The organism is Actinomadura sp. NTSP31 (genome assembly GCF_041951385.1).
GTDB lineage: Bacteria > Actinomycetota > Actinomycetes > Streptosporangiales > Streptosporangiaceae > Spirillospora > Spirillospora napierensis.
In genome coordinates this window covers 15,368-42,356 of sequence record NZ_JBGNUT010000028.1, presented here as the reverse complement: position 1 = coordinate 42,356, position 26,989 = coordinate 15,368, and the positions used below count along the sequence as shown (strand labels likewise).

At 72.8% G+C, this 26,989-nt stretch carries 26 protein-coding genes; 10 read left to right on the top strand and 16 right to left on the bottom strand.

The window, feature by feature from the left end; translation table 11 throughout:
- Window positions 1-243 precede the first annotated feature (243 nt).
- From purD to ACA514_RS35850, 3 genes are all read left to right on the top strand, one after another.
- On the top strand, window positions 244-1,491 hold the full coding sequence (gene purD / locus ACA514_RS35860) for a phosphoribosylamine--glycine ligase (protein WP_375045722.1): 1,248 nt from the start codon (window positions 244-246) through the stop codon (window positions 1,489-1,491).
- A 179-nt stretch (window positions 1,492-1,670) separates the two neighbouring features.
- Window positions 1,671-2,981: an adenylosuccinate lyase gene (purB, locus tag ACA514_RS35855; protein ID WP_375045721.1), complete on the top strand. Its 1,311-nt coding sequence runs from the start codon at window positions 1,671-1,673 to the stop codon at window positions 2,979-2,981.
- A gap of 16 nt (window positions 2,982-2,997) precedes the next feature.
- The gene (locus ACA514_RS35850) at window positions 2,998-3,786 is read left to right on the top strand and encodes an MOSC domain-containing protein (RefSeq protein WP_375045720.1); all 789 of its coding nucleotides are present in this window, start codon (window positions 2,998-3,000) and stop codon (window positions 3,784-3,786) included.
- On the opposite strand, the gene ACA514_RS35845 is transcribed toward ACA514_RS35850, so the two are convergent.
- Window positions 3,783-4,826, bottom strand: a complete 1,044-nt coding sequence (locus tag ACA514_RS35845; RefSeq protein ID WP_375045719.1) for a suppressor of fused domain protein — start codon at window positions 4,824-4,826, stop codon at window positions 3,783-3,785. The genes ACA514_RS35850 and ACA514_RS35845 overlap by 4 nt on opposite strands.
- 273 nt (window positions 4,827-5,099) lie before the next feature.
- On the opposite strand from ACA514_RS35845, the gene murA reads away from it, so the two are divergent.
- Window positions 5,100-6,386 carry a UDP-N-acetylglucosamine 1-carboxyvinyltransferase gene (gene murA, locus ACA514_RS35840; RefSeq protein WP_375045821.1) on the top strand — a complete coding sequence of 429 codons (1,287 nt, stop codon included), beginning with the start codon at window positions 5,100-5,102 and terminating at the stop codon, window positions 6,384-6,386.
- Window positions 6,387-7,237: 851 nt separating this feature from the next.
- Window positions 7,238-8,569 carry a transcriptional regulator gene (locus tag ACA514_RS35835; protein WP_344264254.1) on the top strand — a complete coding sequence of 444 codons (1,332 nt, stop codon included), beginning with the start codon at window positions 7,238-7,240 and terminating at the stop codon, window positions 8,567-8,569.
- Between the two features lie 27 nt (window positions 8,570-8,596).
- Here the strand turns inward: ACA514_RS35835 and ACA514_RS35830 are convergent, their stop codons facing one another.
- From ACA514_RS35830 to ACA514_RS35805, 6 genes are all read right to left on the bottom strand, one after another.
- On the bottom strand, window positions 8,597-9,511 hold the full coding sequence (locus ACA514_RS35830) for an LLM class flavin-dependent oxidoreductase (protein ID WP_375045718.1): 915 nt from the start codon (window positions 9,509-9,511) through the stop codon (window positions 8,597-8,599).
- 41 nt (window positions 9,512-9,552) lie between these two features.
- A complete protein-coding gene (locus ACA514_RS35825; RefSeq protein WP_375045717.1) occupies window positions 9,553-10,650 on the bottom strand; it encodes an NAD(P)/FAD-dependent oxidoreductase in 1,098 nt (365 codons plus the stop codon).
- A gap of 105 nt (window positions 10,651-10,755) precedes the next feature.
- Window positions 10,756-11,238: a MarR family winged helix-turn-helix transcriptional regulator gene (locus tag ACA514_RS35820; protein WP_375045716.1), complete on the bottom strand. Its 483-nt coding sequence runs from the start codon at window positions 11,236-11,238 to the stop codon at window positions 10,756-10,758.
- 75 nt (window positions 11,239-11,313) lie between these two features.
- The gene (locus ACA514_RS35815) at window positions 11,314-11,514 is read right to left on the bottom strand and encodes a DUF397 domain-containing protein (RefSeq protein WP_375045715.1); all 201 of its coding nucleotides are present in this window, start codon (window positions 11,512-11,514) and stop codon (window positions 11,314-11,316) included.
- Between the two features lie 19 nt (window positions 11,515-11,533).
- A complete protein-coding gene (locus ACA514_RS35810) occupies window positions 11,534-11,740 on the bottom strand; it encodes a DUF397 domain-containing protein (protein WP_375045714.1) in 207 nt (68 codons plus the stop codon).
- A 13-nt stretch (window positions 11,741-11,753) separates the two neighbouring features.
- Window positions 11,754-12,623: a helix-turn-helix domain-containing protein gene (locus ACA514_RS35805; protein ID WP_375045713.1), complete on the bottom strand. Its 870-nt coding sequence runs from the start codon at window positions 12,621-12,623 to the stop codon at window positions 11,754-11,756.
- A 25-nt stretch (window positions 12,624-12,648) separates the two neighbouring features.
- Here ACA514_RS35805 and ACA514_RS35800 point away from each other — a divergent pair, with 25 nt between their 5' ends.
- On the top strand, window positions 12,649-12,933 hold the full coding sequence (locus tag ACA514_RS35800; RefSeq protein ID WP_375045712.1) for a hypothetical protein: 285 nt from the start codon (window positions 12,649-12,651) through the stop codon (window positions 12,931-12,933).
- 952 nt (window positions 12,934-13,885) lie between these two features.
- Window positions 13,886-14,518 (top strand): hypothetical protein, encoded by a 633-nt coding sequence (locus ACA514_RS35795; protein ID WP_375045711.1) that lies wholly within the window; start codon window positions 13,886-13,888, stop codon window positions 14,516-14,518.
- Between the two features lie 54 nt (window positions 14,519-14,572).
- Here ACA514_RS35795 and hisC read toward each other — a convergent pair whose 3' ends face one another.
- The 7 genes from hisC to ACA514_RS35760 form a co-directional block, all read right to left on the bottom strand.
- Complete coding sequence (hisC, locus tag ACA514_RS35790) at window positions 14,573-15,652, bottom strand: histidinol-phosphate transaminase (protein WP_375045710.1); 1,080 nt, start codon at window positions 15,650-15,652, stop codon at window positions 14,573-14,575.
- A gap of 100 nt (window positions 15,653-15,752) precedes the next feature.
- Entirely contained in the window at window positions 15,753-16,040 is a 288-nt protein-coding gene (locus ACA514_RS35785) for a DUF6401 family natural product biosynthesis protein (RefSeq protein WP_375045709.1), read from the bottom strand.
- 49 nt (window positions 16,041-16,089) lie between these two features.
- Complete coding sequence (locus ACA514_RS35780) at window positions 16,090-16,812, bottom strand: NUDIX domain-containing protein (RefSeq protein WP_375045708.1); 723 nt, start codon at window positions 16,810-16,812, stop codon at window positions 16,090-16,092.
- 135 nt (window positions 16,813-16,947) lie between these two features.
- A complete protein-coding gene (locus tag ACA514_RS35775) occupies window positions 16,948-18,300 on the bottom strand; it encodes a flotillin family protein (protein WP_375045707.1) in 1,353 nt (450 codons plus the stop codon).
- Between the two features lie 111 nt (window positions 18,301-18,411).
- A complete protein-coding gene (locus tag ACA514_RS35770; protein ID WP_375045706.1) occupies window positions 18,412-18,594 on the bottom strand; it encodes a hypothetical protein in 183 nt (60 codons plus the stop codon).
- Between the two features lie 132 nt (window positions 18,595-18,726).
- On the bottom strand, window positions 18,727-19,425 hold the full coding sequence (locus ACA514_RS35765) for a hypothetical protein (RefSeq protein WP_375045705.1): 699 nt from the start codon (window positions 19,423-19,425) through the stop codon (window positions 18,727-18,729).
- Window positions 19,426-19,509: 84 nt separating this feature from the next.
- A complete protein-coding gene (locus ACA514_RS35760) occupies window positions 19,510-22,713 on the bottom strand; it encodes a BTAD domain-containing putative transcriptional regulator (protein WP_375045704.1) in 3,204 nt (1,067 codons plus the stop codon).
- Between the two features lie 101 nt (window positions 22,714-22,814).
- Between ACA514_RS35760 and ACA514_RS35755 the strand changes: the two genes are divergently transcribed.
- Entirely contained in the window at window positions 22,815-23,867 is a 1,053-nt protein-coding gene (locus ACA514_RS35755) for a DUF4267 domain-containing protein (RefSeq protein WP_375045703.1), read from the top strand.
- Window positions 23,868-23,987: 120 nt separating this feature from the next.
- The gene (locus tag ACA514_RS35750) at window positions 23,988-24,551 is read left to right on the top strand and encodes a hypothetical protein (protein WP_375045702.1); all 564 of its coding nucleotides are present in this window, start codon (window positions 23,988-23,990) and stop codon (window positions 24,549-24,551) included.
- Between the two features lie 114 nt (window positions 24,552-24,665).
- Here ACA514_RS35750 and ACA514_RS35745 read toward each other — a convergent pair whose 3' ends face one another.
- Window positions 24,666-25,343 (bottom strand): lysophospholipid acyltransferase family protein, encoded by a 678-nt coding sequence (locus ACA514_RS35745; RefSeq protein ID WP_375045701.1) that lies wholly within the window; start codon window positions 25,341-25,343, stop codon window positions 24,666-24,668.
- Between the two features lie 439 nt (window positions 25,344-25,782).
- On the opposite strand from ACA514_RS35745, the gene ACA514_RS35740 reads away from it, so the two are divergent.
- Window positions 25,783-26,133 (top strand): STAS domain-containing protein, encoded by a 351-nt coding sequence (locus tag ACA514_RS35740; RefSeq protein ID WP_375045700.1) that lies wholly within the window; start codon window positions 25,783-25,785, stop codon window positions 26,131-26,133.
- Between the two features lie 4 nt (window positions 26,134-26,137).
- Here ACA514_RS35740 and ACA514_RS35735 read toward each other — a convergent pair whose 3' ends face one another.
- Window positions 26,138-26,974: a glutamate ABC transporter substrate-binding protein gene (locus ACA514_RS35735; protein ID WP_375045699.1), complete on the bottom strand. Its 837-nt coding sequence runs from the start codon at window positions 26,972-26,974 to the stop codon at window positions 26,138-26,140.
- Window positions 26,975-26,989: the final 15 nt, after the last annotated feature.

The following is a 26,989-nucleotide window of genomic DNA, read 5'->3' as shown; positions in this document are numbered from 1 at the left end:
AGGACTCATCCCGACCACCTCCTTCCACGCACCTCGACTACGGGGTGTCAAGCCCGTCGCAGCTTACCAGCCGACATTTAGGACGCCGGTCGGTTCGGCAAGGTTCACGCGCGACGCGTGTGACCGCCGCCTCACCGGCGTCCCGGCCGGGCGCGCACTGCCCATAACGCCTTTGCGCCCGGGCCTTATGCCCGTCTTACCGCGACCCACACCGGTGCGTCCGGACCAGTAAGCTCGCGTCACGTGCGAGTACTCGTCCTTGGATCGGGTGGCCGCGAGCATGCGCTCGCCCGCGCCCTGCACCGCGACCCTGCCGTCACCGCCCTCCACTGCGCCCCGGGCAACCCGGGCACGGCCGAGATCGCGGACAACCACCAGCTCGACCCGCTGGACCCGACGGCGGTGACGGAGCTGGCCGGGCGGCTCGGCATCGAGCTCGTCGTCGTCGGCCCCGAGGCGGTGCTGATGGCGGGCGTCGGCGACGCGGTGCGCCGGGCCGGCATCCCGTGCTTCGGGCCCGACCGGGAGGCCGCGCGGATCGAGGGGTCCAAGGCGTTCGCCAAGGAGATCATGGCGGCGGCCGCGGTGCCGACCGCCGACTCCCGGGTCTGCGAGAGCCCCGCGCAGGTGGCGGAGGCGCTCGACGCCTTCGGTGCGCCCTACGTGGTGAAGGACGACGGCCTGGCCGCCGGCAAGGGCGTCGTCGTCACCCGGGACCGCGACGTCGCCGCCGCGCACGCCGCCGCCTGCGGGCGCGTGGTGATCGAGGAGTACCTCGACGGCCCCGAGGTGTCGCTGTTCGCGCTGTGCGACGGCCAGCACGCCGTCCCGCTGCTGCCCGCCCAGGACTTCAAGCGCGCCTACGACGGCGACGAGGGCCCCAACACCGGCGGGATGGGCGCCTACACGCCGCTGCCGTGGGCGCCGCCCGGCCTGGTGGACGAGATCATGTCCCGGGTCGTCCAGCCCGTCGTGGACGAGCTGCGGCGCCGCGAGACGCCGTACGTGGGCGTGCTGTACGCGGGGCTGGCGCTCACCTCGCAGGGCGTCCGGGTGATCGAGTTCAACGCGCGGTTCGGCGACCCGGAGGTCCAGGTCGTCCTCGACCGGCTGGCGACGCCGCTCGGCGTGCTGCTCCAGTCCTGCGCCATCGGCGGCCTCGACCCCGCGACCGCGCTGGAGTGGCGGCCGGGCGCGGCCGTCACGGTCGTCGTGGCGGCCGAGGGGTACCCGGCGGCGCCGGTGAAGGGCGGGGAGATCACCGGCCTGGACGAGGCCGCGGCGGTCGACGGCGCCTACGTGCTGCACGCCGGGACCAAGTACGGCGCGGACGGGCGGCTCGTGGCGGGCGGCGGCCGCGTCCTCAACGTCGTCGGCACCGGCCCGGACCTCACCGCGGCCCGCGCCACCGCCTACGAGGCCGTCTCCAGGATCGGCCTGCCCGGCGCGCACCACCGCACCGACATCGCCCTCAAAGCCGCCCAAGCCTGACCGCCAACCCAGCGATCACACGGGTAGGCACGCGGAGCGAGTGCAGCGAGCGGAGCGGGCCTGCCCGCCGGTTGGCAGGCTGTTTCGCGCGGAGCGCCAGCGGAGCGGGAAACAGCCTGCCAACCGTTGACGGGGGTTCCAGGGGGTCGCCCCCCTGGGGAAATGGGAGAATCAACTTCGTGATCGAGCGGTACACACTTCCGGAGATGGGTCGCGTCTGGAGCGACGCGCACAAATACGAGCTGTGGTGTCAGGTCGAGACCCTGGTGGTCGAGGCCCACGCCGAGGCCGGGACGATCCCGCCGGAGGTGGTGGAGCCGGTGCGGAAGGCGCCGCCGCCGACGCCGGAGGCCGTGCACGCGATCGAGGCGGTCACGCAGCACGACGTGATCGCCTTCCTGTCGGCGTGGGCGGACAACACCGAGCCGCGCGAGGCGGCCCGGTACGTCCACTTCGGCATGACGTCGTCGGACCTGCTGGACACGGCGCTGGCGCTCCAGCTCGTCGAGGCGACCGACATCCTGCTGGCGAAGGCGGACACGCTGGTCGCGACGCTGCGCGACCACGCGCTGGCGCACCGGGCGACGCTGCGGGTCGGCCGGACGCACGGCATCCACGGCGAGCCGGACGTGTGGGGGCACCGCGTCGCCGACTTCGCGTTCGCGATGGCGCGGTCGCGGGACCGGCTGCGCCGCGCCCGCGAGGCCGTCGGCGTGATGGCGATCTCCGGCGCGGTCGGGACGTACTCCAACATCGACCCGGCCGTCGAGCTGCACGTCGCGCGCAAGCTCGGGCTGAAGAGCGCGGACGTGTCGACGCAGGTCGTGATGCGCGACGGCATCTCCGAGTGGGTGTCGTCGCTGGCGATCATGGCGACGGTGTGCGAGGCGGTCGCGCTGGAGGTCCGGCACGGGCAGCGCACCGAGGTCCGCGAGCTGTGGGAGCCGTTCGGCAAGGGCCAGAAGGGCTCGTCGGCGATGCCGCACAAGAAGAACCCGATCATCTCCGAGCGGCTCGCCGGGATGGCGCGGGTCGTGCGGGCGCAGATCGTCCCGGTGCTGGAGGGCATCCCGCTGTGGCACGAGCGGGACATCTCGCACTCGTCGACGGAGCGGATCGCGCTGCCGGACGCGTCGATCGCGCTCGACTACATGCTGAACCTGACGAACCGGCTGATGTCCGGGCTCGTCGTGGACGAGGCGCGGATGACGGCGAACCTGGAGTCGACGGGCGGCCTGATCTACACCTCGACCGTTCTGCTGGAGCTGGTCGAGGCGGGCATGTCCCGCGACGACGAGGCGTACCCGCTGGTCCAGAGGGCCGCGATGGAGACGTGGGAGACGGGCGTCCCGTTCCGCGAGACGCTCCGCGAGCACGCCGCCGAGAAGGGCCTCACCCTGGACGAGGCGCGGCTGGACGAGGTGTGTCGTCCCGAGCGCTTCGTGAAGCGCCTCGACGCCGTCTTCGACCGCCTGGCCATGCTGGCGTAGCACCCCCGGAGCGACCGTGACGGCGACCCTGACCGAGCTGAACGCCTACCCGCTCAAGAGCGGCGGCGGCACCGCGCTGCGCACCGCAGAGCTGACCGCGCGGGGGCTCCCGCACGACCGGGAGTTCATGCTGGTCGCGCCCTCGGGCCGGTTCCTGTCGCAGCGGGACCTCGCCGGGATGGCGCTGTTGCGCCCGTCCTACGACGGCGAGGTCCTGACGGTGGACGCGCCCGGCGCCTCGCCGCTCGTCCACAAGGCCGTGGACGGCGGCGAGGTGCTCGACGTGACGGTGCACCGGCACGAGGTGCGGGGCGTCGACCAGGGCGACGAGGCCGCCGGCTGGTTCTCGGCGCTGCTGGACACCGACTGCCGGCTGGTCCGCTTCACCGGGCACCGCGCGACGTCGCGGGGCGGCGGCGAGCTGATGTTCGCCGACGGGTACCCGCTGCTGGTCGTCTCCGCCGAGTCCCTCGCCGATCTGAACGCCCGGCTGGACGAGCCGCTGCCGATGAACCGGTTCCGTCCGAGCCTGGTCGTCGAGGGCCTCGGCGCCTACGCGGAGGACTCCGTGCGGCTGCTGCGCATCGGCGGGACCGTCATCGAGATGGTCAAGGCGTGCGCGCGGTGCCTCATCACCACGACCGACCAGGAGACCGGCGAGCGCGGCCGGGAGCCGCTGCGGACGCTGGCGTCCTACCGGACCATCGACCGGGGCATCCGGTTCGGCCAGAACGCCGTCCCCCGCACCCTCGGCACGCTCACGCTCGGCGACCCGGTCGAGATCCTCGAACTGCGGCGGGACTAGCCGACGACCTCGCCGGTCTCGTCGCCGTAGCCGTCGCGCATGCGGGTCGGGACGATCTCGACGGTCAGGCCGGGCAGCGACGCGACCGGTGTGCGGCCCGCGACCGGGCGGAGCGCGGCGACGACGCCGTCCAGCCCCTCCGGCGGGACGCCGACCTCCAGCCGGCCCTCCTCCGGTTCCACGACCGCGTACGCGTCGGCCGGATGGAACGTGAGCCGCGTGTCCTCGGTCTGCAGGAGCAGCGTCCGGCCGAACGGCAGGCGCCCCAGCATCGACTGCGCGATCGCCTCCGCCTGCAGCGCGCCGATGCGCAGCGTAGTGGACCCGCCGTCCAGCTCCCAGTGCGCCGTGGTGACGTACAGGGCGCCGCTGCTCGACCCGTCCCGCGCGATGCCCTCGCGGACCGTGCGGGCCAACTCGGGGTCGGCGAGCAGGGAGCGGCGGTCGATGTCGGTGACGAACAGCGGCAGGTACGGCTCCAGCGCGCGCAGGAACGCCGTGGCGTCCCACTGCCGGACGGCCTCGTACTCCTCGGTCGCAAGCCCGACGACCTGCAGGAACCGGACCTGGCCGTGCGGCGTGCCGATCACGCCCAGCTCCGGGTCGGTGACGAACGCGACGGCGCGGATGTCGGAGTCCTCGCGGTCGGCGGCGATCGGCCCGTTGACGTCCATGTGGTGCCCGGGCTCGAACCAGTTGCCCGAGCCGAAGACGTACCGGGCGAAGTTCTGCAGCAGGTTCGCCGGCCAGACCGGCGGCTCGGCGTCCGCCGGGTCGCGGGCGAGCCGGAACGTGAACTCGAATCCCCAGCCCGACTCGTCGGGGTCGGGGGACTCCTTGGCGTACAGTTCGGACATTCCGTACGAGACGAAGTGCCAGTGCGGCACCGGCTCGGTCCGCGCGTAGACGCTGATGCCGTCGAGCGGGTCGGGGCCGCCCAGCGCCCACTTGACCACGGTGCCCAGATGGTACGGCTGGACGTCCCCGTAGAGGGGGCGCAGCGCGGCGTCGATGGCGTCCCAGCCGGGCGTGTCGTCCATGGACGATCACCCTAGACCCCGCCGGCCGCACCCGTCCCGCGGTCCGGTTCGGCTCGGATTTTCCCGTGGAATGCGAACCTTTGGGACGCTCTGGGGGTCTCACCGAGCAGACTGGCGCGAGGGTGGCGCAGTCGGACACCCCATCCCCGGTCCGGTGGTTTACTGGGGTCGCGTTGGCGCATCGGGACCGTTCGGCGCGCCCGGCCCCCGTGGTCCCACCTTCATCGGGCAGGCACCTTAACCGCGTTTCGAAGGAGATATGGCGGAATGAGCATGGGCCACGAGGTTCGGTATCGCGTGCGCGGCGGCCGGCAGCTGCACGGCACCGTCTTCGTGCAGGGCGCCAAGAACGCCGTCCTGCCGATGATCGGCGCCTCCCTGATGGCCTCGCGGGGCCGCACGGTGCTCCGGAACGTTCCGATCATCGAGGACGTGCGGCGGGCGGTGGAGCTCGCCCGGGCGATCGGCGCGAAGGCCGAACTGCACGAGACCGAGCGGACGCTCGTGATCGACGCCTCCTCGCTCACCAGCCCGGTGCTGCCGGCCGACATCGCCTCCCGGTTCCGCGGCTCGTTCCTGTTCGTCCCGGCGCTGCTGCACCGGCTCGGCGAGGCGGTCATCGAGGGCGTGGGCGGCTGCAACCTCGGCAGCCGCAACCTGGACTTCCACTACAACGGCTTCAAGCGGATGGGCGCCACGGTCACCGAGCACGTGGCCGACAACGGCGACGGCATCATCCACATCAAGGCCGGCGACCTGCGCGGCGGGACGCTCTACTGCGACACCCCGTCGCACACCGGCACCGAGAACCTGATCATGGCGGCGGCGCTGGCGCACGGCACCACGCTGATCAAGAACGCGGCGCTGGAGCCGGAGGTGCTGGACAACATCGCCATCCTGCAGGCGATGGGCGCGAAGATCAGCGGCGGCGGCACCGGGTTCATCACCGTCGAGGGCGTGGACGAGCTGACCGCCGTCGAGCACACCGTGATGCCCGACCGGATCGACGCGGGCGTGTTCGTGATGGCCGCCGCGATCACCGGCGGCGACCTGAACCTCGTCGGCGCCACCCTGGAGCACCTCGGCGTCGCGGCCGACAAGCTCGAGCAGATGGGCGTGGAGTTCCACCAGCAGGGCGCGGTCCTCCAGGTGCGCCGGGAGCGCACGCTCCGCCCGATCAACGTGATCACCGACGAGTACCCGGGCTTCGCCACCGACCTGCAGTCGCCGATCATGGCGCTGTCCTGCCTGGCCGAGGGCCCGTCCTACATCTACGAGCGGATCTTCGACGGCCGGTTCAAGCTGGCCGACGAGCTGCGCAAGATGGGCGCCGACATCGAGGTGGACGGCAACCGCGCGAAGGTGAACGGCCCGCGCGGGCTGCGCGGCGCCGAGGTGGAGGCGCACGACCTGCGCTGCGGCAGCGCGCTGGTGCTGGCGGGGCTGGCCGCCGAGGGCGAGACGACGATCACCTCGGCCTACTACCTGGACCGCGGGCACGCGCACACCGCCGAGCGCCTCTCCCAGCTCGGCGCCGACATCGTCCGCGAAGCGGACTGACCGGCGCCGTCCGCGAAGCGGACTGACCGGCACCTTCGCGAAGCGGGCCGACCGGCACCGCCGCGAAGCGGACCGGCCGCCTCGCAAACGGCAGCGCATGCGACCGGCCCGGCGGGACTCCCGCCGGGCCGGTCTGCTGACTGAGTGGTCATTCCGGGTGGTCGGATCGGCCGCATGTGGCCTCGCTCCTGACCCAATCAGGAGTGGTCTCTGACCGTCCTTGTCACAGCATGACGGGAAATCCGGTGGGCTGTCCGTCACCGCCCGGTCACGGAGAGCCTCGCGGCGGCTCCTCACCTGCCGGGACGGCCGGCCCGCTGATCAGCGGAAAAGCGCGATGGAACGATCTAGGACGGGCCCCTTCCCGGGCCGGTAAAAAATCACCGGAACGGGCCGCCGGGGCCCTCCGCCCGGATCACTCGTCTTTCCGGGCCGGCCGGCACCCGGACGATCAGGTTTCGGCCCGCGCGTAAACCAAACGGACTCCGCAGGGGTCTCCTCAGTGCGCCCTAGCGCCCCGAGGAGGCCCCTGCGGTGTTTTCGGGTCTTGTTTTTCAACTTCGGACGTCCGAAGATGCAGGATCAAGACTGACCGATTGGTGACAAATTACTGACCAGGGGGTCGCGTAGGTTACTTTTTCGCCGCACTCTTGATTCGATTTCGCGTCTGGGCGTCACACATCGCCGCCCTGACCCGATCTGCCCACTGAGGAACGAATCGCACGGGAACTGCGGTGCTGGGTCAGAAGGCAGGGGCGACAAGCCATGAGACGACCGTTGGGCGGAGCGTGCGCGAACGCGTGGCCGGGGCCGTGCCCCCGAGAGGATGGACCGGAAGCGAGCGATCATCGATGACGGCGGCACGAACGGGCTCGGTCACGCCTGATCTCACCATCGGCGTCGTCGGCCCCCATGACCTGGTCGAGCGGGTCATGCTGATGGGGCACGGCCCCACTCCGGTGCCGAGCCGGCTGGTGGCCGCCGCCTACCGCGACGAGCAGGAGGCGGCCGACAAGGTCGTCCGGCTGGGGTCGGGGGTGGACGTGTGCCTGTTCGCCAGCCCCGTCCCGTACGACTTCGCGCGCAAGGCCGGCGTGCTCACCATGCCCGCCACCTACGTGCCGCTGAACGGCGCCGCGCTGCAGGGCGCGCTGCTGCGCGCCTCCCTCGACGAGCGCTTCGACCCGTCCCGGGTCAGCATCGACGTGCTGGGCCGCGCCGAGGTCGAGGAGGCCTACGCCGAGATCAGCCTCGGCACCGAGCAGGTGCACCTGCGCGAGGAGGCCGCCGGGCCCGGCACGCTCGCCGCCTTCCACGAGCGGCTGTGGCGGCGCGGCGCGACCACCGTCGCGATGACCTGCGTACACGCCACCGCCGAGCGGATGGAGATGGCCGGGGTGCCGACCATCCGGGTCCGCCCGACCGGCGCCGCCATCCGCAGCTCCCTGCAGACCGCCGCGCTCCTCGGCGCCCACCACCGGCTGGAGGAGTCCCAGCTCGTCGTCGTGCTGGTGGACGTCCCGACCCTCCGCGAGACCCCGCGCCGCGTCACGCCCCGCTACTGGCGCGACGAGTTGAAGCTCGCGCTGCACCGCGTCCTGCTCCAGGAGGCGCACCGGATGAACGCGTCGGTGTGGCCGCTGGACGACCACAGCTACCTCGTCATCGCCACCCGCGGCTCGGTCACCTCGACCACCGAGGGCTTCCGGACCCCGCCGTTCGTCGAGCGCGTCCGCGAGGAGCTGGGCCTGGCCATCGAGGTCGGCATCGGGATGGGGCGCACCGCGCACGAGGCGGAGAACCACGCGCGCGCCGCGCTCGCCCGCTCGCAGAGCTCCCAGCGCGCCCAGGGCTTCGCGCTCGACCGGGACGGCCGCGCCCTCGTCCCGGCGCCGCGCACCCCGCCGCGCAGCCAGCCGCAGGCCAAGCCGAAGGGCCTGGAGATCCTCGCGCGCCTCGCCGACAAGCTCGGCGACCAGGAGCAGCCGCTGATCGTGGACGCCGAGAACGCCGGCAAGATGCTCGGCGTCACCCCGCGCACCGCCCGCCGGCTGCTGCGCACCCTGGTCGAGGAGGGCCTCGCCTGGCCGCTGCCGCCGAACCGCACGCCGCAGCCGGGCCGTCCCCGCCAGCTCTACCGGCTGATCGTCGAGAAGCTCGGCAACCCCGCCAAGTCCGGCTGACGGGGGCGACCCGCTCCGGCGGGCCGCTCAGGCCCGGTCCTTCGCGACCGCCTCGCGGACGGCCGGGACGATCTCCCCGCCCCAGCGGCCGAGGGACCCCGCGTCCGGCGTGCCGCCCTGCGGGGAGAAGAGCATGAAGCCGGACGCGCCGTGCTCCAGCACCGCGCCGGTGAGCTCCTCGGCCCACTGCTCCGCCGACCCGCCGATCCAGCGGCCCTCGCCGTCACGGGTGGCGGGCAGCGGCCGGTCGGTGATGCGGCCGGGAAAGTTGAAGACGGTGCGGATCTCCTGCGGGTCGCGGCCCACCGCCGCCGCGGCCTCGTCGATGACCGGCCGCGACGTCCGGTACCGCTCGCTGAGCCAGTCGGCCGCGTGGCCGGGAAGCCAGCCGTCGGCGACCCGCCCGGTGGCGGCCAGGGATTTGCGGCCGACCGAGCCGGTCCACACCGGCGGCGCGGCCGCCGGGGCGGGCGCGATCTCGTTCACCCGGTAGTGGTCGCCCTGGTAGGTGACGGGCGGGCCGCCCCCGGACAGCTTCTTGACCAGGACGATCGCCTCCTCGAACGCGTCCACGGCGGCGGCCGGGGAGAGCCGCGGCACGCCCATGTCGGAGATCCGGTCCCACAGCCCGCCCGCGCCCATGCCGAGGACGACGCGTCCGCCCGACAGCTCCGCGAGCGTCGTGACCGTCCGCGCCAGCATGGGAGCGGGCCGGGTCGGCAGGTTGGTGACATTGGCGAAGCCCGCGATGCGGTCGGTGCGGCCGAGGAGGAAGCCGATGGTCGCGTAGGCGTCCAGGCGCTCGCCGATGTAGGGGTGGTCCGACAGCGAGAAGAGGTCCAGCCCGTCGCGGTCGGCCTGCTGGACCATGCGCATCAGCGCGGGACGGTCATCGAAGGTGCTGTGCGCGCCGAAACCGAAGACGACGTCGTGTGCGGACATGGCTCTGCCTTCTTTCGTTCGATGGGGTCGGGCCTTCTGTTTCAGGCGGTGGGGCCGAACTGCTTGACGAAGCGTCCGGTGAACAGGTCGGTGCCCTTGTACTCGGCGACCATCGCGGGCGAGGCGACGGACGGGCCGTCCGGCGACGGCATCTGCCCGACGCCGCCGCGCGTGCCGAGCGGGAGCAGCATCATCGGAAACGGCATCGGCTCGTAGGTGGCCGTGGGCCGGTCGCCGTTCAGCTGGGCCTTGATGTTCTGCACGACCACCTCGGCGTGCCGCATCGCCCACCCGGCCATCTTCGCCTCGGCGACGTCGGTGATGTCACCGACCGCGTAGACGTGGTCGTGGCCCTTGACGTTGAGGAACTCCGTCACGGGCACCTGGCCCTGCGGTGTCGGCGTCGTGAGCCGGCCGTCGGCGAGGTAGCCGCTGTTGGTGCTCACGCCGAAGGCGCGGAACCAGATGTCGGCGGCGATCTCCTCACCGCCCGCGGTGGTGACGGTGAAGGCGCCCGCCTCGCCGGGCCCGGTGCTCGGCGGCGCGGCCAGGGCGGTGCCGAGGCGCAGGTCGATGCCGAGGCCGTCGAGCTGGCGGCGCAGGTCCTCGACGACCTCCGGACGGAAACCGGGCAGCAGCTCCGCGGCCGGGTCGGCGACGGTGACGTGCTTGTCCGGCCAGACCTCCTTGATCTCCCCGGCCAGTTCCAGGCCGACCGGGCCGGCGCCGAGGATCAGCACCCGGCCGGCTTCGCGCAACTCCTTGTGGGTCCGACGGAGGTCGTCCAGCGCCTCGTCGACCGTGTCGGAGCCGGGCTTGGCGGGGTAGGCGTAGCTGGAGCCCGTGGCCAGGACCAGGTAGTCGGCATCAACACGCCCGCCGGACGCCAGGGTGACACCGCGGGGATCGACGGAGACCGCGCGGTCGCGGACCGCCCGTCCGCCCTCGGTGAGCAGCGTCTCGTAGGGGAAGAACATGCTGGTGGCCCAGTCGGGCCGGGTCAGCGCCCGCAGCGACGCCGCCGCGTTGACGAACGCGTCCCGCGGATCGATGAGGACGACGTCGGCCTCGGACTGCAACGCCTTGGCGACCGCCGCGCCCCCGTAACCTCCGCCGATGACAGCGACCGTACGGCTCATGATGACACCACTCCCATAGCAACAAACTTGTTGTTCGTAGTACGAACGGTAGCAGTTCGTACTACGAACAACAAGCGCCATCGGGAGAGCGGCTATTCCGCGGCGTCAGCTCGGATGCCCGGCGGCGGCCCCCTCGTCCGGTTCCTTGAAGACCACCGGGACCTCGTTGTCCAGCACGACGCGGCCGAGCAACTCGGCGAGCGTCGCGCGCTCCCGCGGGCCGAGCCCGGACGGCAGCTCGTCGATCCGCCGGCACGTCTCGGTGTAGAACTCGTCCACGAGCGCGGCGCCCCGCGCGGTCAGCGCGACCCGCACCGCGCGCGTGTCCCGGGGATCCGGCTCGCGTCGCACCAGGCCGTTGCGCTCGGTGCGGTCCACCAGGCCGGTGAGGCTCGACTTCGCCAGCCCCAGCGTCGCGCCCAGCTCGCTCATGCCGTACGACCGCCCCATCAGCACGCACAGCAACTGCCCCTGCTGCTGGGTCAGCCCGTACTCGCGCGCCGACGCCGCGTACACGGCGTCCACCAGGAACGCGGACCGCACAAGCGCCGCCACGATCCCGATCCCGCCACCATCATCCTTAGCCACCCGGCCAGATTAACACCGGAAGCCACCCATAATTCGCGCGACGAACTATGCACGCCCCAGCGCCCGGAGGCCGACCTAGCCGCCCGCCCCGCCGGACACGACCCCCCGCACGAACGCCCGCCACGCGGCGGCGCCGAAGACGAGCTTCGGCCCGTCGGGGTCTGTCGAGTCCCGGACGGCGACGGCACCAGCCAGCCCGGCGACCTCGACGCACTCGCCCTGCTGGTGGGATCGGCGACTCTTGCGCCAAACGGCGCCGGTCAGGTCACGGGACACGGGTCCTTCTAGCGACTGCTCAGCCGTCCAGGTCGCCGGAACTGATCCGTCGCATGAACGCGCGCCACTCGGCGAGCCCGAAGACGAGCCTTGCACCGTCAGGGTTCTTCGAGTCCCGTACGCCGATGCGCCCCGGCAGCGCCGCGACCTCGATGCACTGCCCGCCGTTCGTGGAACTGTGGCTGCTCGTCCGCCAGCCAGCCCGGGACTGATCTTGTGCCGACATCCGGACCCCATCCCTATTCGACCCTGTATTCGTCCGCGATGGCCGCGAGCAGGTTCACCGACGCGTCGCGGTCAAGCGCCTCGCCGCGCACTTCGTCAAAGCAGGAACGGTACGCGGCGGTCTCCTGCCGCTTGTCGAGCAGCAGAGAACCCGTTCTGTGCTCAAGGTAAGCATACTCAGACAGAACGGGCTCCCCCAGGTCGAGCGATAGGAGCATGAAGGCCCCGAACATCGCCGCATGGGCGCCGACCTCGTTCACCAGGATCTGGATCATGATGTTGCGCCGCTGCGCCTGTTCGACCAGGTGGACGAGCTGCTCGTGCATGACTTCCCGCCCGCCGACCCGTCGGCGCAGGACCGCTTCATCGAGGACCGCGTACAGAAGCGCGGGCTCGTCACGCGTCAAGATCGCCTTGCGCGCCATGCGAGCCTGGACGCGCCGTCCGGCCTCTTCCTCTGTCGCCAGGTGCGGCTCGGCTCGCATCAGCGCCTCGGCATAGCGCTCGGTCTGCAAGAGCCCCGGAACAACCTGGCATTCGTAGTTGCGCAACTCGCGCGCTTCGGATTCAAGCCCGATGTACGTCTCGAAGCCCATCGGGAGAACGTCTCCGAACTGGTGCCACCAACCGCGTTTCCGGGATCGACGAGCGAGCCGGGTCAGCGCGTCGCGTTCCTCCGGGTTCACGTCATACAGGTCCAGGAGCTTGTGCAGGACGGTCGCCGGGACGCTGGTGCGCCCCTTCTCGAACCTCGTGATCGCTGATGCGGCCCGCGTGATGTGGTCCGCCGCCTCTTCGGCCGACACGCCCTTTCGCTGCCGGACCTCCCGCAAGCGGATGCCGAGGAGCAGGCGGCCGACGGTCGGGCTCTCACCTTGCGTCATCCCCACGTAGGAGGAGGCGTTAGCCATGGTAGACGCGACGGTCGGGGCGGACGAGGCGAACGGCGGCAGCAGCGGCGGCGTCCTGGGCGATCTGTGCCCGGGATGGCATACCGAGCGGATCGAGCGGCGGCTCGTCGCGCGCCGCTTGGACCGCGTGTCCGACTACCAGCTCGGATGCGGCTGCCTCGAGGAGATCACGGCCGGGACCGTGGCGGAGCTGGTGATCCTCTGCGACGTCCAGAACCAGGTCTTCCAGCGGGTCGCGCTCGCCGAGGCGATTGCGCGGGGCTTCAGTCGGGGGCGGTCGTGATCGCGGCCGGCGCCCGCAGCCCCTGGGCTGCGACGCAGATCGACCCGGACATCGTGCTCGCGGAGGTCCGCCGCCTTTCCCCGGGCGTCACGGCGTGGGCGGGCGAGTTCACCGGTTCGTACTGGGTGCTGCTCGACGGAGAGTTGCGCGAGTTCAAGGACCCGCACGGGCTCATCGCCTGCATTCGCCTCCGCCTCGCCTTGGCCCGCACGGAGCCGCTCGAACTTCCCGGGCGGATCGGGGGCCCATCCGCCGCTCCGCGATGTTCTTGCGGGAGTCCCCTGCGTCCGCCCGGCCGTCCGTGGCGGCGCTTCCTTTCTGGCGCTCGGCGGCTCTTCAGGGGTGGGGAGCGGCATCTCGCCTGGTGACGGCGGGGATCCGGGAATTTGCTTTTGGGTGCTGGGTTCCGGCATGGCGGAGATGGTCTTGACCGATCATCTTTCGCCGTTCATCATGGCGGTCACGTGAGGCATCAACGCCGAGGCCGGCCGCGCGAGCGGCCGACCCTCCGGTGTTGGGCGCGTGCCCACATAACGGTTCCTGCCGTATCCGGAATTCGTGGGAGCGCGCCGTGCACTCGACAGGTCCGTTCGCCGCGGTGCGCCTGCCGCCGATCCGCGCCGGTCCGCGGCCCCCGCCCGGCTCCTGCAGAACGGGCCATCGCTCGCCCTGGACGCCTTCCGGAGGTCCTTGAACCGCCGGGCAGGTGATCGCCGTACGGCATCATGCCCGGCCGAACTCCCACCCCGCCATTGACAGACCCCGCCATCTCCCCTCCTTGAACGCGCCATTAGCTGAGCGCGTGATTTCGCATGCCCGAATTCTTTAATTGGCTTCCCGGTCTAATAGAAACCAGAGAGTGTCTCAATCTGGTCACGCTCTTGATTTGAGCCGGAAGAGATGTGCTTAATTCCGGTACCACCCCCTTGACACCACGCGAAGGGAGCACCTGGTGTCACGTATTCGCAAGCTCGCAGTCGTCGGAGCCGCTTCGGCCTCCGTCCTCGCGCTGACGATGGCGCCGGCGTCCGCCGCCGGCACCACCATCCACAGCGGCAGCAGCACCGGGCCCGCCTACTCCGGCGGCGTCACCGCGACCAACCTCGGGAACATCTCGGTCGTCACCTCGCTCAGCAACGCCACCTGCACCTCGGCCATCCAGAACGGCACGATCAACTCCGACGGCACCGCCCTGAACGTCACGTCCGCGTCGTTCAGCGGGTGCACCAGCAGCCTCGGCGCGGTGACCGTGACCGCGCAGAGCCTGCCCTGGACCGGCGGCTCCGTCGTCTACGCCCCCGTCGCCGGCGGCAAGGACGGCACCATCACGGTCGCCCACTACACCGTCGGCGCCACCGTCTTCGGTCTCAGCTGCGTCTACTCCGGAACCCTCACCGGCAACGGCTACAACCCCGACAACCCGAACCGGCCCGACACCTCGGTCGCCCAGGCCCAGGCACAGATCACGAACGGCACCGTGTCCAAGCAGAGCGGATCGTTCCTCTGCCCCGGCACGGCCACGGTGACCGCCGCCTTCCAGCTCGTCGGCAGCGGCGGCGAGCAGCTCTGGGCGGCTGCGAGCTGATCCGGCGACCGGGCCGTTCCGTCCCTCCGGGGCGGGACGGCCCGGTCCGCGGCGTCAGTTGCGGTGGGGGAAGGACTTCGCGACGGCCAGGAAGGCGTCGTTCTCCTCCGGGGAGCCGATCGAGACGCGGACGCCCTCACCGTCGAACGGGCGGACGCTCACACCCTCCGCGTCGCACGCGGCGGAGAACTCCATCGTCCGGTCGCCGAGCCGCAGCCACACGAAGTTGGCCTCCGTCGGCGGGACCGTCCAGCCGTCCGCGAGCAGCGCGCCCCGGACCCGGTCGCGCTCCTTCACCGTCCGCTCGACCCGCTCCAGCAGCTCGTCCGCGGCCTCCAGCGACGCGATGCCGGCCGCCTGCGCGACCGAGTTCACGCTGAACGGCAGGAACGTCTTGCGGATCGCGCCCGCCACCTCCGGCTGCGCCACGAGGTACCCGATCCGCAGCCCGGCCAGGCCGTAGGCCTTGGAGAACGTGCGCAGGACGACCAGGTTCGGCCGGTCGCCGTACAGCGTCAGCCCGTCCGGGACCGCGTCGTCGCGGACGTACTCGCGGTACGCCTCGTCCAGCACCACCAGGCAGTCGGCGGGGACGCGGTCGAGGAACGCCTCGATCTCGGCGCGCCCCACCACGGTGCCGGTCGGGTTGTTCGGGTTGCAGAGGAAGACCAGCCGCGTGTTCTCCGTGATCGCGTCGGCCATCGCGGGCAGGTCGTGCGTCTCGTCCTTCAGCGGCACCTGGACGCCCGTCGCGCCCGACAGCGACACCAGCAGCGGGTACGCCTCGAACGACCGCCACGCGTACACCACCTCGGCGCCCGGCTCGGCGACGGCCTCCAGCAGCATCTGCGTCATGCCGACCGAGCCGCAGCCCACCGCGACATGGTCGGCGGGGACGCCGCAGAACTCGGCGATCGCCTCGGTCAGCGCCGTCGCGTTGTTGTCGGGGTAGCGGTTCACGTTCGCCGCCGCCGCGCCGATCGCGTCCAGCACCGAGGGGAGCGGCCCCTCCGGCGACTCGTTGGACGAGAGCTTGAACGAGCGGCCCTCGGGCGACACCACGACCTTCCCCGGCTTGTAGGCCACGAACCGGTCGAGAACGGAGCGGAAGCGCGGAGTGGTTGCCTCGGACACCGTTGTCCTCCAGAGATGCACAGGGGTGGTGGGGTCAAGACTACGGAATACGCCAGGTCCCCGGCCAAAGCGGGAGACGCCGGGCGGCGTCAGCGGAGCGTCAGGGGGTGCTCGCCTGGCGCATCATCCAGCACACCGCGACGATCCGGACGAACTCCCAGTCGCGGGTGCTGTCCGGCCACCAGCCGCGGTTGAACGCCTCCTCCGCGAACGCCCGCAGGTAGTCCATCAGCGCGTCCTCGTCCGGCTCGCCCAGCTCGTCGCGCAGGCTCGCGACGTGCTGGTCGACCGCCGCCGCCAGCCCCGGGGACCCCGCCATCTCCGCGACGCCGGCCTCCCCGATGTCCCTGACGAGCAGGCCGAGCACTTCGGACGAGTCACCGTTCATAGGTCGCAAGCTAGCAATCCCGCCCGGATGCCCGCGACATCACCCCAGGTCAACCCGGCGATCTTTTACCTTCCGGGACGCGGTCGCGGGCCCGCGGCCATGCGCGCGGGCGCAGCATCGGCGGCCGCAGCTGCTCGGCGTCGCCGCGCCGGTACAGCCGCGCCGGGCGGCCCCCGTCGCGCGTCGTCGTCCGGTCGGTGGGGATCAGGAACCGGTCCGCGCCGGTGACCTTGCGGTGGAAGTTCCGCGGGTCCAGGGCCGTCCCCCAGACGATCTCGTACACCCGGCGCAGCTCCGCGACGGTGAACTCGGGCGGGCAGAACGCGGCGGCGAGCGAGGTGTACTCCAGCTTGGCCCGCGCCCGCTCCATCCCGTCGCACAAAATCCGCCGGTGGTCGAACGCGGCCCGGTCGTGGCCGAGCAGGTCGTCGACCGCCGTCCACAGCACCTGCGCGCGGCTGGAGGCGGGCAGGTCGGGAGCGAGGCCGAGGTAGGCGACGCTGACCACGCGCTGCCGGGGGTCACGGTCCGGATACCCGTAGGTCGCGAGCTGCTCCAGGTGGATCCGGACGTCCGCGAGCCCCGCCCGCTCGGCCATCAGCCGGGACGCCGCGGCCGGCAGGTCCTCGTCGAGCTGGATGAAGCCGCCGGGCAGCGACCACGCGCCCTCGTAGGGCGGCCGGTCCCGCCGCCACCGCAGCGCGGACAGCCGCTGCTCACGCACGGTGAGCACGACCAGATCGACGGAGACGGCGAGCCGCGGGACGGACATGCCTGGAGTCTATTGGGGCGCGGCACCCCGGAACCCCCGTCCCGGACGGGCTCCGCGGGCGCCCCGGGCATGCCGGAGGCCCGGCCGCGGCGGCCGGGCCTCCCTCTTCTCGCGCGCCGGCTCTCGCCTCGCGCGTCAGCTCTCGTCGGGTGCGGACGGGGCCGCGACCGGCGGGACCGGCGGGACCGGCCCGTTCCCGTTCACCGTGTTGTGCCCGTTCTGCCCGTTCATGCCGGACAGCAGCTGGCGGGCCACGCCGAGGCCGGTGCCGCCGAGCGTGAGCGCCTTGGCGAGCATCTCCTCGATGCCCTCCGCGCCGTTCAGCACGACCATGTTGTCGACGTTGCCGAACACGCCCGCGCCGGCCTGGACGATCTCCGGCCACTTCTCGGCGAGCTGCTGGGCGATGACCGCGTCGGTGTTCTGCGCCAGCGCCTCCCCGCGCGCCTTGATCGCCTCGGCCTCCGCCAGGCCCCTCTTGCGGATCGCGTCCGCCTGCGCCTCACCGAGGATGCGGGTCGCCTCCGCCTCCCGCTGCGCCTTCAGCTGCACCTCGGTCGCGGCGGCCTGCGCGTAGGAGATGCGCTCCTCCCGCTCGGCCTCGGCCAGCTTGACCTGCTCGTACGCGCGCGCGTCGGCCGGCTTGCGGACCTCGCTCTCCAGCCGCTTCTCGGTCCGCTCGGCCTCCAGCTCGGCGTTGCGGGTCTCCTTGAGGATGACCTCCTGCCGGGCCTGCTGCGCGGCCTGCTGCACCTGGCCCTCGTACTCGGCCTTCTTCATCTCGGTGTCCCGGATCACCGCGGCGTTCTCGCGCATGGCCTCCTGCTCGCGCCGGGTGGCCTCCTGGTCCCGCTCGGCCTCGGCGATGCGCGCCTCCGAGGCGACCCTGGCGGCGTGCGGGCGGCCCAGGTTCGTGATGTAGCCGGTCTCGTCGTCGATCTCCTGGATCTGCAGCGAGTCCACGACCAGGCCGAGCTTGCTCATCTCGTCGGCGGCCGAGCCGCGGGTCTCGGAGGTGAGCCGCTCGCGGTTGAGGATCAGGTCCTCGACGGTGAGGTTGCCGATGATCGAGCGCAGGTGGCCGGTGAACAGCTCGTGGATCGCGCCGTCCATCGACTTCTGCTGCTCCAGGAAGCGGCGGGCCGCGTTGGCGATCGACACGAAGTCGTCGCCGACCTTGTAGATCACGACGCCGCGGACCTTCACCGGGATGCCCTGCTGGGTCACGCAGTGGACCTCGAGGTTCGCGGCGCGGCTGTCGAGCCGCAGCCGGCGCGAGGTCTGGAAGCCCGGCAGCACCGAGGTGCCCTTGCCGGTGATGATCTTGAAGCCGAGGCTCTCCACCCCGTCGATCGGCTTGGACCGGGCGCCCAGACCGGAGATGATCAGCGCCTCGTTCGGCTCCGCGACGCGCCAGACCATCTTGAACAGCACGATCAACACGATGATGGCGACGACCACGGCTATCGCCACCGCGAAGATGGGCATGCGGCCTCCTCACTCCTCGGCGGGCGGCCGGCCCGGGAAGGCGGGTCCCGTCCGCGTTTCCCAGTAGACGCAGCGGACCGGGAATCGGTTCGCCCCGCTACGGGGGAGTATTCACGAACCGAACGCGTGCGCCACGTACACCGTCCGCGGGGGGTGGTACTCGACCACGACGACGATCGTGCCGACCGTGATCTCCTCGCGCGGGTCGACCGGGTGCGCGTAGAACGCCTCGGACCCGCCGCGGATCGGGATCATGACCTCGCCGACCAGCCCGGGGCCGATCCTGCCGGTCACCCGGCCCTCCTTGCCGATCAAGGGCTTCCCCCGCTCGTGTTCGTCTTCCTCGCCCTCGGCGGCCGGGCCCGGGGGCCTGTCCTCCGCTCGTGGTCACGACACTAGATGTCCGCGCGGGTCGGGTGAAAGCGGCTAGCTGAGGATCTTGCGCGCCTGGGTGACGGAGGCGCGGGCGAGGCCCTCGGCCTCGGCGCGGGTGGCGTTCGGCCCGAAGACGGTGACGGTGCCGAGGTAGTGGCGGCCCTGGAACACCACGTACCAGGTATTCGTGCGCTGGTCGCCGCTGGTGGTGACGACGCCGACCGTCCGCGAGCCGTCGCCGACGTCGCCGCGCCTGGCCTCGGTGACCTCGTGCTCGGCCCACTGGCCGCTGAGGTGGGTGCGGAACGTCAGGCAGCCGGTGGGGACGCGCGCCTCGACCTGCTTCCCGGCGTCGGCGTCAGCGACCCCCATCAGCGTCTCCGTGGCCGTCTGGCCGTCGCTCTTGGCGAACGTGACGAGCGCGGTGGGCACGTCCGCCGCGACCTTCCCGCCGCCGGCCTGGGCGTCCGCGCACGCGGGCTTGTCGAGCGCCGTCTCCCGCCGCACCTGGGCGGCGTTGCGGAGCGCCTTCAGCGAGCCGTACTCGCCGGAGTCGGGCTCGCCGCGCCGGTAGCCGGTGACCTGCTGGAGCAGCGCCTGGCCGAGCTGGTCGGAGGTGTAGCCCGTGCCGGCCGGCGCGGCGCGGGCGGTGCCGCGGACCTGTCCGGCGCCCGCGCCGCCGGAGCCGCCGCAGGCCGATGCGGCGGCGACCGCCGCCAGCACCGCGATCGGGAGGAGCCTGTGCGCCATGCCCGCGACCCTAGGCGGAACGCCCGCCCGGCGGCCCGGACGACACGCTGTGCGGGCCGCAGGAGCACCCCATCCGGGCGGGAATCAGCCCGCGGGCGCCCATTGCGGGGCATTCCACAGGGACGCGAGCTCCGCGGCGCGCCGCTCGTGCGGGGCCGGGTCCGCGCCGGCGAGGCGGGCGAGGTCGGCCAGGGTGCGGGCGGGCGGGGCCAGGGCGACCGCCAGGCTCCCCAGCCCGGCCGGCGGATCGTCCCGGTACGGCAGCAGCGCCTCGTACAGCTCGGCCGCGCCCCGCTCGTCGCCCAGCGCGACCACGGTCATGGCGCGGAACGTGCAGAACATCGTGAAGAAGTAGTCCGGCTGGATCGGCGGGGCGGACGCGTGGAGGCGGCGCGCCTCGCCGAACCGTCCGGCGGCGGCGTGCGCGGCGGCGAGGACGTCGGCGGTCAGCGGCGACATCTCGGGCGCGAGGTCGCCGGCCTCGTCGGCGAACCCGGCCAGCGTGCCGCGCGACACCGCCAGCGCCGCGCGCGCGATCAGCGCGAACCCGGCGGTGTGCAGCGACCCCTGGTCCGCCATGGCCCGGGTGGCGGCGGCGTAGCGGCGCTCCGCCTCGTCCAGCCGGCCTTCGGTGACGGCGAGCGCGGCCTCGGCGACCTCGCAGACGACGCCCGCCTCGGGCATCCGGTAGCGGCGGGCCAGGCCCGCCGCCTCGGCGATGCGGGCGCGCACCTCGGCCGGGCGCTCCTCCCACACGGCGGCGGCGGCGAGGTTGAACGTGCCCGACCACAGCGCGGCGGGCATGTCGTGCTCGGTACCGAGGGCGCGGAGCTCGCGGGCGAGCGCCGCCAGGCCGCCGGTCTGGCGGTCGTCGTGCTCGCGGCAGAGCGTGAACAGCGTCAGCACGCGCAGCTTCGGGTCGCCCAGGCTCCGCGCGATCTCGACGGCCTCCTCAGCGGCGGCCCGCGCCCGCGCGTCGCCGGTGCCGGTCAGCTCGGCGGCGTAGGCGTCCAGGAGGCGGCACCGCACGTCCGGTGCGAGGCCGTCGCGCTCCAGGAGCCGGGACAGCAGGCCGACCAGGTGCCCGTCGACGACCCCGTACGGGCGCAGCTGCCAGGGGGCCGGTTCCGTCCACGCGGTGAACGCCGCGAGCAGCAGGTCGTCGCTTCCGGCCTCCTCGGCGAGGTCGACGGCGCGCCGGCGGGTGGCGCGGGCGTCCTGGACGGCGCCAGCGCGCGCCTGGGCGCGCAGCAGCCGGCCGAGCAGGTCGACGCGGTCCGCGGCGTCCCGGCCCGGCAGGCGCTCGAACGACTCCAGCGCCTGGGTGAGCAGCTCGACGGCCGTCTCGTGCGCGTACCGGCGTTCCGCGAGGTCGGCGGCCCGGACGGCGTACTCGACGGCCTTGGCGGCGGTCGCGGCGGACGCGGCCCGGTGGAAGTGGTACGCCAGCGCCGGCGCGTCGTCGGGGGCCAGCCGCTCCAGGGCGTCGCCGAGCCGGGCGTGCATGCGGGTGCGGCGCAGCGCGCTGAGGTCGGCGATCATCGTGTCCCGGACGAGCGCGTGCGCGAACCGGACCCGGCCCGGGGCCCGCTCGGTGAGCAGGCCCGCGACGAGCCCGGCGTCGAGCGCGTCGAGGACCGCGTCCTCGCCGGCGTCGGCGGCCAGGACGAGCGCGTCCACGTCGGCCTCGCGGCCGGCGAGCGCGGCCAGCCGCAGGACCGCGACGGCGGGCTCGGGCAGCCGGGCGAGCCGGCGGCGCAGCACGTCCCGCACGCCCTCGGGGACCTCCGAGGTCGCGACGAGCGCGCCCTCGCTGCTGAGCAGCCGCGCGCTCTCCCGCACGTAGAAGGGGTTGCCGCCGGTCCGCTCTGCGAGGGCGGAGACGGTCGCCGCGTCCACACCGCCGCCGCACTCGGCGGCGATGAGCCGGGCGACCGCCGGCTCCGGCAGCCCGCTCAGCGGCAGCCGCAGCGGCGCCCGGCGGGCCAGCACCGCGAGGGTCTCGGTGAGGCGCGTGCCGGCCTCGTCGGCGCGGAACGCGGCGACCACGAGCAGCGGCGCGTCGCCGGAGAGGGCGGCCAGCAGGGCGAGGGTCTCGGCGTCGGCCCAGTGCAGATCGTCGAGCATGACCGCCAGCGGGCGCCGCCGGGCCGCGTCGTTCAGCCAGGCCCAGACGGCCCGGTGGAGGCGGAAGCGCCCGGCGGTGGTGTCGCGGGGTTCGCCGTCGGACGCGTCCCGCAGCAGCGGCGCCGCCTCCTCGGGCGCGGGGACGTGCCGGTCGAGCGCGGTGAGGGCCTCCGTCCACGCCCAAGCGGGGGGCGCGCTCTCGCTCTCCGGGCAGCGGCCCGTCACGACCAGGCGGCCCTGCTGCTCCAGGACGCCGGTGAGCCGGGTGAGCAGCGCGGTCTTGCCGAGCCCGGCCTCGCCGGTGACGAGCGCGACGCGCACGCCGCCTTCGGCCGCGAGGCCGGTGAGCGCGGCCAACTCGCCGTCGCGGCCCAGGAAGGCAGGCCCTCCAGGGGCGGGCTCAGGGATCGGGACGGGGGCCGGGGCGGGGATGTCGAACGCTCCGGTGCGCTGCTGGAGGATCGCCGTCTCCAGCTCGGCCAGCGCGGGGGTCGGGTCGAGGCCGAGCTCGCCGGCGAGTGTTGCGCGGACCTCGCGGAGCGCGGCGAGCGCGTCCGCTTGGCGGCCCGCCCCCCACAGCGCCAGCGCCAGCAGCCGCCAGCCCTCCTCGCGGAGCGGCTCGTCGCGGGTCAGGAGTTCCGCCTCGGGCCCGGCGGCAGCGGCGTCGCCCGCGCGCAGCAGGGCGGCGACGTGCCGTTCGCGGGCGGCCAGGCGCAGCTCGTTCAGGTAGCCGATCTCGGCGCGCGCCCACTCCTCGTCGGCGAACTCGGCGAACGCCGGGCCGCGCCACAGGGCCAGCGCCTCCGCCGGCCGCTCGGGATCCCGGGCGAGCGCGGCGAAGTGCCAGGCGTCCACGGCCTCATCGGGCAGGCGCAGCGCGTAGCCGGGAGCGGCGGAGACCAGCACCCGGGCGGGGGCGCGCGGCGGACGCCCGGGCTCCAGCAGCTTGCGCAGGTTGGAGACGTAGGCCTGCAGGGACGTGACGGCCTGCGCCGGGGGCTCGCCGCGCCACAGGTCCTCGATCATGCGGTCGACCGGCACGACCTCGCCGCGCGCGGCGACCAGCAGCGCCAGCACCGCCCGCTGCCGCGGCCCGCCCAGCGCCGCCCGCACGCCCGCCACCTCGGCCTCGAAGGCCCCGAGCACCCGAATCCGCACCATCCCGGACAGATCGTAGCCACCGGCACGCGAGCCGGCCTCCAAGCCGCGTTCCAAGACGTGCTCCAAGCCGGTTCCAAGACGGCGCGGGCAGCGTTGCCGGCATGAGCACCGACACCGTCCGCACCGCCCTCACCTTCACCCGCTCCATGATCGTCATCCACCGCGGCATGCGCCGCGAGTCGCGCCTGCTCGCCGAGCTGATCGGCGCGACCCGCCCCGGCGACCGCCGCCGCGCCCGCGCGCTGACCGCGCACCTCTCCGACTACCTGCTCGGCCTGCACAACCACCACCACGGCGAGGACGAGCTGATCTGGCCGCTGCTGCTGTCGCGGGTGGACCTGGACGCCGACGTCGTCCTGCGGATGGAGGCCCAGCACGAGAAGGTCGCCGCGACCATCGCCCGCCTGCACGACCTCGCCGGGCCCTGGGCGCGGTCGGCGGACGCGGCCGGCCGCGACGCCCTGGCCGCCGCGCTCGCCGAGCACCGCGCCGTCCTGGTCGAGCACCTGGACGACGAGGAGGCGCACCTGCTGCCCCTCGCCGAGCGCCACCTCACCGAGGACGAGTGGAACGCCCAAGGCGACCACTTCGCCGAGCACACCCCCAAGACGAAGATCCTCACGCTCCTCGGCGTCGTCCTGGAGGACGCGACGCCGGAGGAGCGCACCGAGTTCCTCTCCGGGCTGCCCGCCCCGGCCCGCGCGGTCTGGCGGCTCTACGGCGAACGCCACCACGCCGCCCGGATGCGGCGGCTCCGCGAGGACGTCCGCACGTCCCGCACCGGCGCCGGCATCGCCCTGCTCACCGGCGTCGGCATCGGCTACGTCGGGCTCTCGTTCATCCTCGACCCGACCGGCACCGCGCAGGGCTTCGGGCTGCCGTCCGTGCCGTCCGGCGACGCCGCCGCCTGGCTGAACATCAAGGGCGTCCGGGACCTCGGCACCGGCCTCGCCATCCTGGCGCTGCTGGCCCGCGGGAAGCGCGAGGCGCTCGGCCTGGTGATGCTCGCGTTCTCGACGATCGCGGCCGGCGACATGGTGACGGTCCTCGCCCACCACGGCTCCAAGGCGACGGCGTTCGGCGTCCACGGGGCGACCGCCGTGGCCGTGTTCGCCTCGGGCCTGCTGCTCCTGCGCGCCGCCCGCCGCCGCTGACCGGGCGGGCGCCCGGACGCCACGATCCGCGTCCACTCGGTGACTGTCCGCGATCATTGGGTAGGGCGCGGGGTGGCGTCCGGGACCGGGCGCGTGAGCACACCCGGGGGAAGAGACAGAATGTTCCGCAGAGTATTGGTGCTGCCCGTCCTGCTGCTGACGCTGGTCGGCGCGTCCGGGTGCGGCGGCGACGGCAAGAGCGCCGACAACGTCGCCGCGGGCCGGGGCGCGGCGGCGACCTCGCCGGCCGCGTCGCCGTCGTCCTGCCCGACCGAGACGACCAAGCACTTCGCCAAGACCCGGTTCGCCGCGGACGCCGGCCTGGCGTTCGGCGCCTTCCACCGCTACATCTGGAAGCCGTACCAGGCGGGCGGCTTCAAGGAGGGCGCGGACGGCCGGACGAAGGCGTTCGCGAAGGCCGCCGCGGCGGGGCTGTTCGCCGCCAACCGGCTGAACGCGGCCCGCAAGCTGATCGGCGCCGACCCGAAGCTGTGCAAGGCGCTGAAGGTCCCGGCGGAGAAGGTCTCGGCGATGTTCAGCTCGCTGGCCGGCAAGTTCAAGTCGGGGCAGCTGAACCCGTCGGACATCGGCTCGGTGGGCTCCGCGGTCGACGGCCTGAAGTCCGACGCCAAGAACCAGGCGGGCGCCGACATCAAGGAGAAGGCCCCCAGCCTCGGCGGCTGACCCGCCCCGAAAGCACGCTGACCGAGCGGCGACCTCGGCCCCGGAAGCAGGCTGATCGACACGCGTGCGGGTAGAGCGGGGCCCACGCGCCGACCGAGCGGAGCGAGGGCGGCGCTACCGCTCCTCTTCGTTGGCCCGTTCGTTGTAGACGGGGGCGTACTCCTGGCCCGACATCTTCTGGATGGTCTCGACGATCTCGTCGGTGATGGCGCGGCGGGCCTTGGCGGGCGGGAGGTCGAGGTAGTGGGAGAAGTCGATCGGCGGGCCGATGCGGACGGTGGGCCGCGGGCCGAAGACGCGGGGCCGGGACGCGCCGATCGGCTGGATCTTCTCGGTGCCCTCCAGCGCGACGGGCAGGACGCGGGCGCCGGTGGCGAGGACGAGCCAGCCGACGCCGGTGCGGCCCCGGTAGAGGCGGCCGTCGGGCGAGCGGGTGCCCTCGGGGTAGATCGCGAAGGCGCCGCTGTTGTCGAGGACCTCGGCGGCCTGTTCGAGGGCGCCCATCGCGGCGCGGCGGGCGCCGCGCTTCACCGGGACGTGGCCGAGGTTCGTGAGGAACCAGCGGACGAAGCCGCGCTTGAGGCCGCCGCCGGTGAAGTAGTCGGCCTTGGCGATGTAGGTCACCGGGCGCGGGACGGCGAGGGGGATGATGAAGCTGTCGATGAACGACAGGTGGTTGCTGGCCACGATGAGCGGCCCGTAGCTGGGCACGTTCTCGCCGCCGACCACCCGGGGGCGGAAAAGCAGCCAGAGGATCGGACGCACCACTCGCGTCATGAACGTGTAGAACACCCAGCCTCCTGTATTTCGCACCGCCACTGTAACCTCTGTCCCGATCCGTGCCCCGGTCAGTACCTGCTTTTCTTGCCGCCCCGGAGGTAAGGAATGGTTCAATCGCTGGTCACGGTGGGTGCCGTCGGGCTATTGGGGGACTTGATCCGAGGGTGGGACTTCGGTCACATTGGGGTGGTGCGGCAATCGTGAAACCATTTCTTACCGCTCAGTAGGTTTCTCTGCGGTAAGTTATTCGGCGGCACCGGCGCGCGGCACCGCCGGCGGACATCGGGCTCCGGCCCCCGCCGGGCCCGGTCCGGGTGTTACGGTCCGGGACGGGGGCGGGCGACCCGGACCTTATCCCGGGAAGTGCTTGGATTGCGGGCACGGGTGCGCAATCCTGAGGAGTCGCCTGAGTCGGGCCTGGGTGCCCGTGGGAGCGGGGCGAGAGGTGGCCATGGACTTCGACATCAGCCTGATGAAGGACGAACGCTGCACCCTCGTCCGGGTGCAGGGCGACATCGACGTGGTGTCCCGCGCGCGCTTCGAGGAGGCCCTGTTCGAGGTGGTGGACTCCGGCGAGCCCCTGGTCGTCGACATGCGGCAGGTCACGTTCTGCGACTCGACCGGGCTGAACGCGATCGTCGCGGCGAACCGGCGCGCCGGGGAGCGCGGCACCACCGTGTCGCTGGTCGCGCTGCCGCCGCGGGTGCAGCGGGTGTTCCGGATCACCGGGATCGACAAGTTCGTCCCGATCTACGACACGCTGCGGGAGGCGATCGGCGCGCTGCCGTCCGCCACGTCCTGACGGGTCAGCTGCAGCCCTCGAACTGCGGCACGCTCGTGGTGAGCTTCAGCCCGGACGCGCCGAACCACTTGCGCAGCAGCCGCGCGGCCGTGCCGTCCTGGTACATCGCGGTGATCGCCCGGTTGACCCGCTCGCAGCCCTCCAGGTCGCCCTTCTTCAGCCCGACGCCGTACTTCTCGTCCGTGAACGGCGCGTTGATGATCTTGCCGGGGTGGCCGGCGGCGAACCCGGCGAGGATGAGGTCGTCGGTGGACACCGCGTCCAGCCTTCCGGCGGCCAGGTCGTCCATGCAGGCCCCGTAGGTCGGCGCCTGCACCGGCAGCGCGGCGGTCTTGCGCTCCTCGATCACCCGCCGCCAGGAGTTCGACCCGGTCACCGCGCAGATCTTGCGGCCCTTCAGGTCCCGGACGTCGCGGACCGCGGCGTCGCCGGGCGCGACCAGGGTGTCCTGGTGCGCGACGTAGTAGGGGCCGCCGAAGGTGACGACCCGCTTGCGCTTGGCGGTGATCGAGTACGTCGCGACGATCATGTCGACGGTGCCGTCGGCGAGCGCCTTCTCGCGGACCGAGGAGTTCGTCGTGCGCCAGGTGATCCGGTCCTTCGGCACGCCGAGCCGCGCGGCGACGTAGGTGGCGACGTCGACGTCGAAGCCCTCGTACGTCCCGTTCTTCGTCTTCACGCCGAGGCTCGGCTGGTCGGCCTTCACGCCGATCGTCAGCGAGTGCTTGTGGGCGATGGTCGGCTTGTCGGCGCCGCCGAGCCCGCACGCCGACAGCAGCCCGGCGGCGGACAGGACGGTGCAGGCCAGGGCGGTGCCCCTGCGGGCGCGGATGGCGGGCATGGGTCGTCGTCTCCT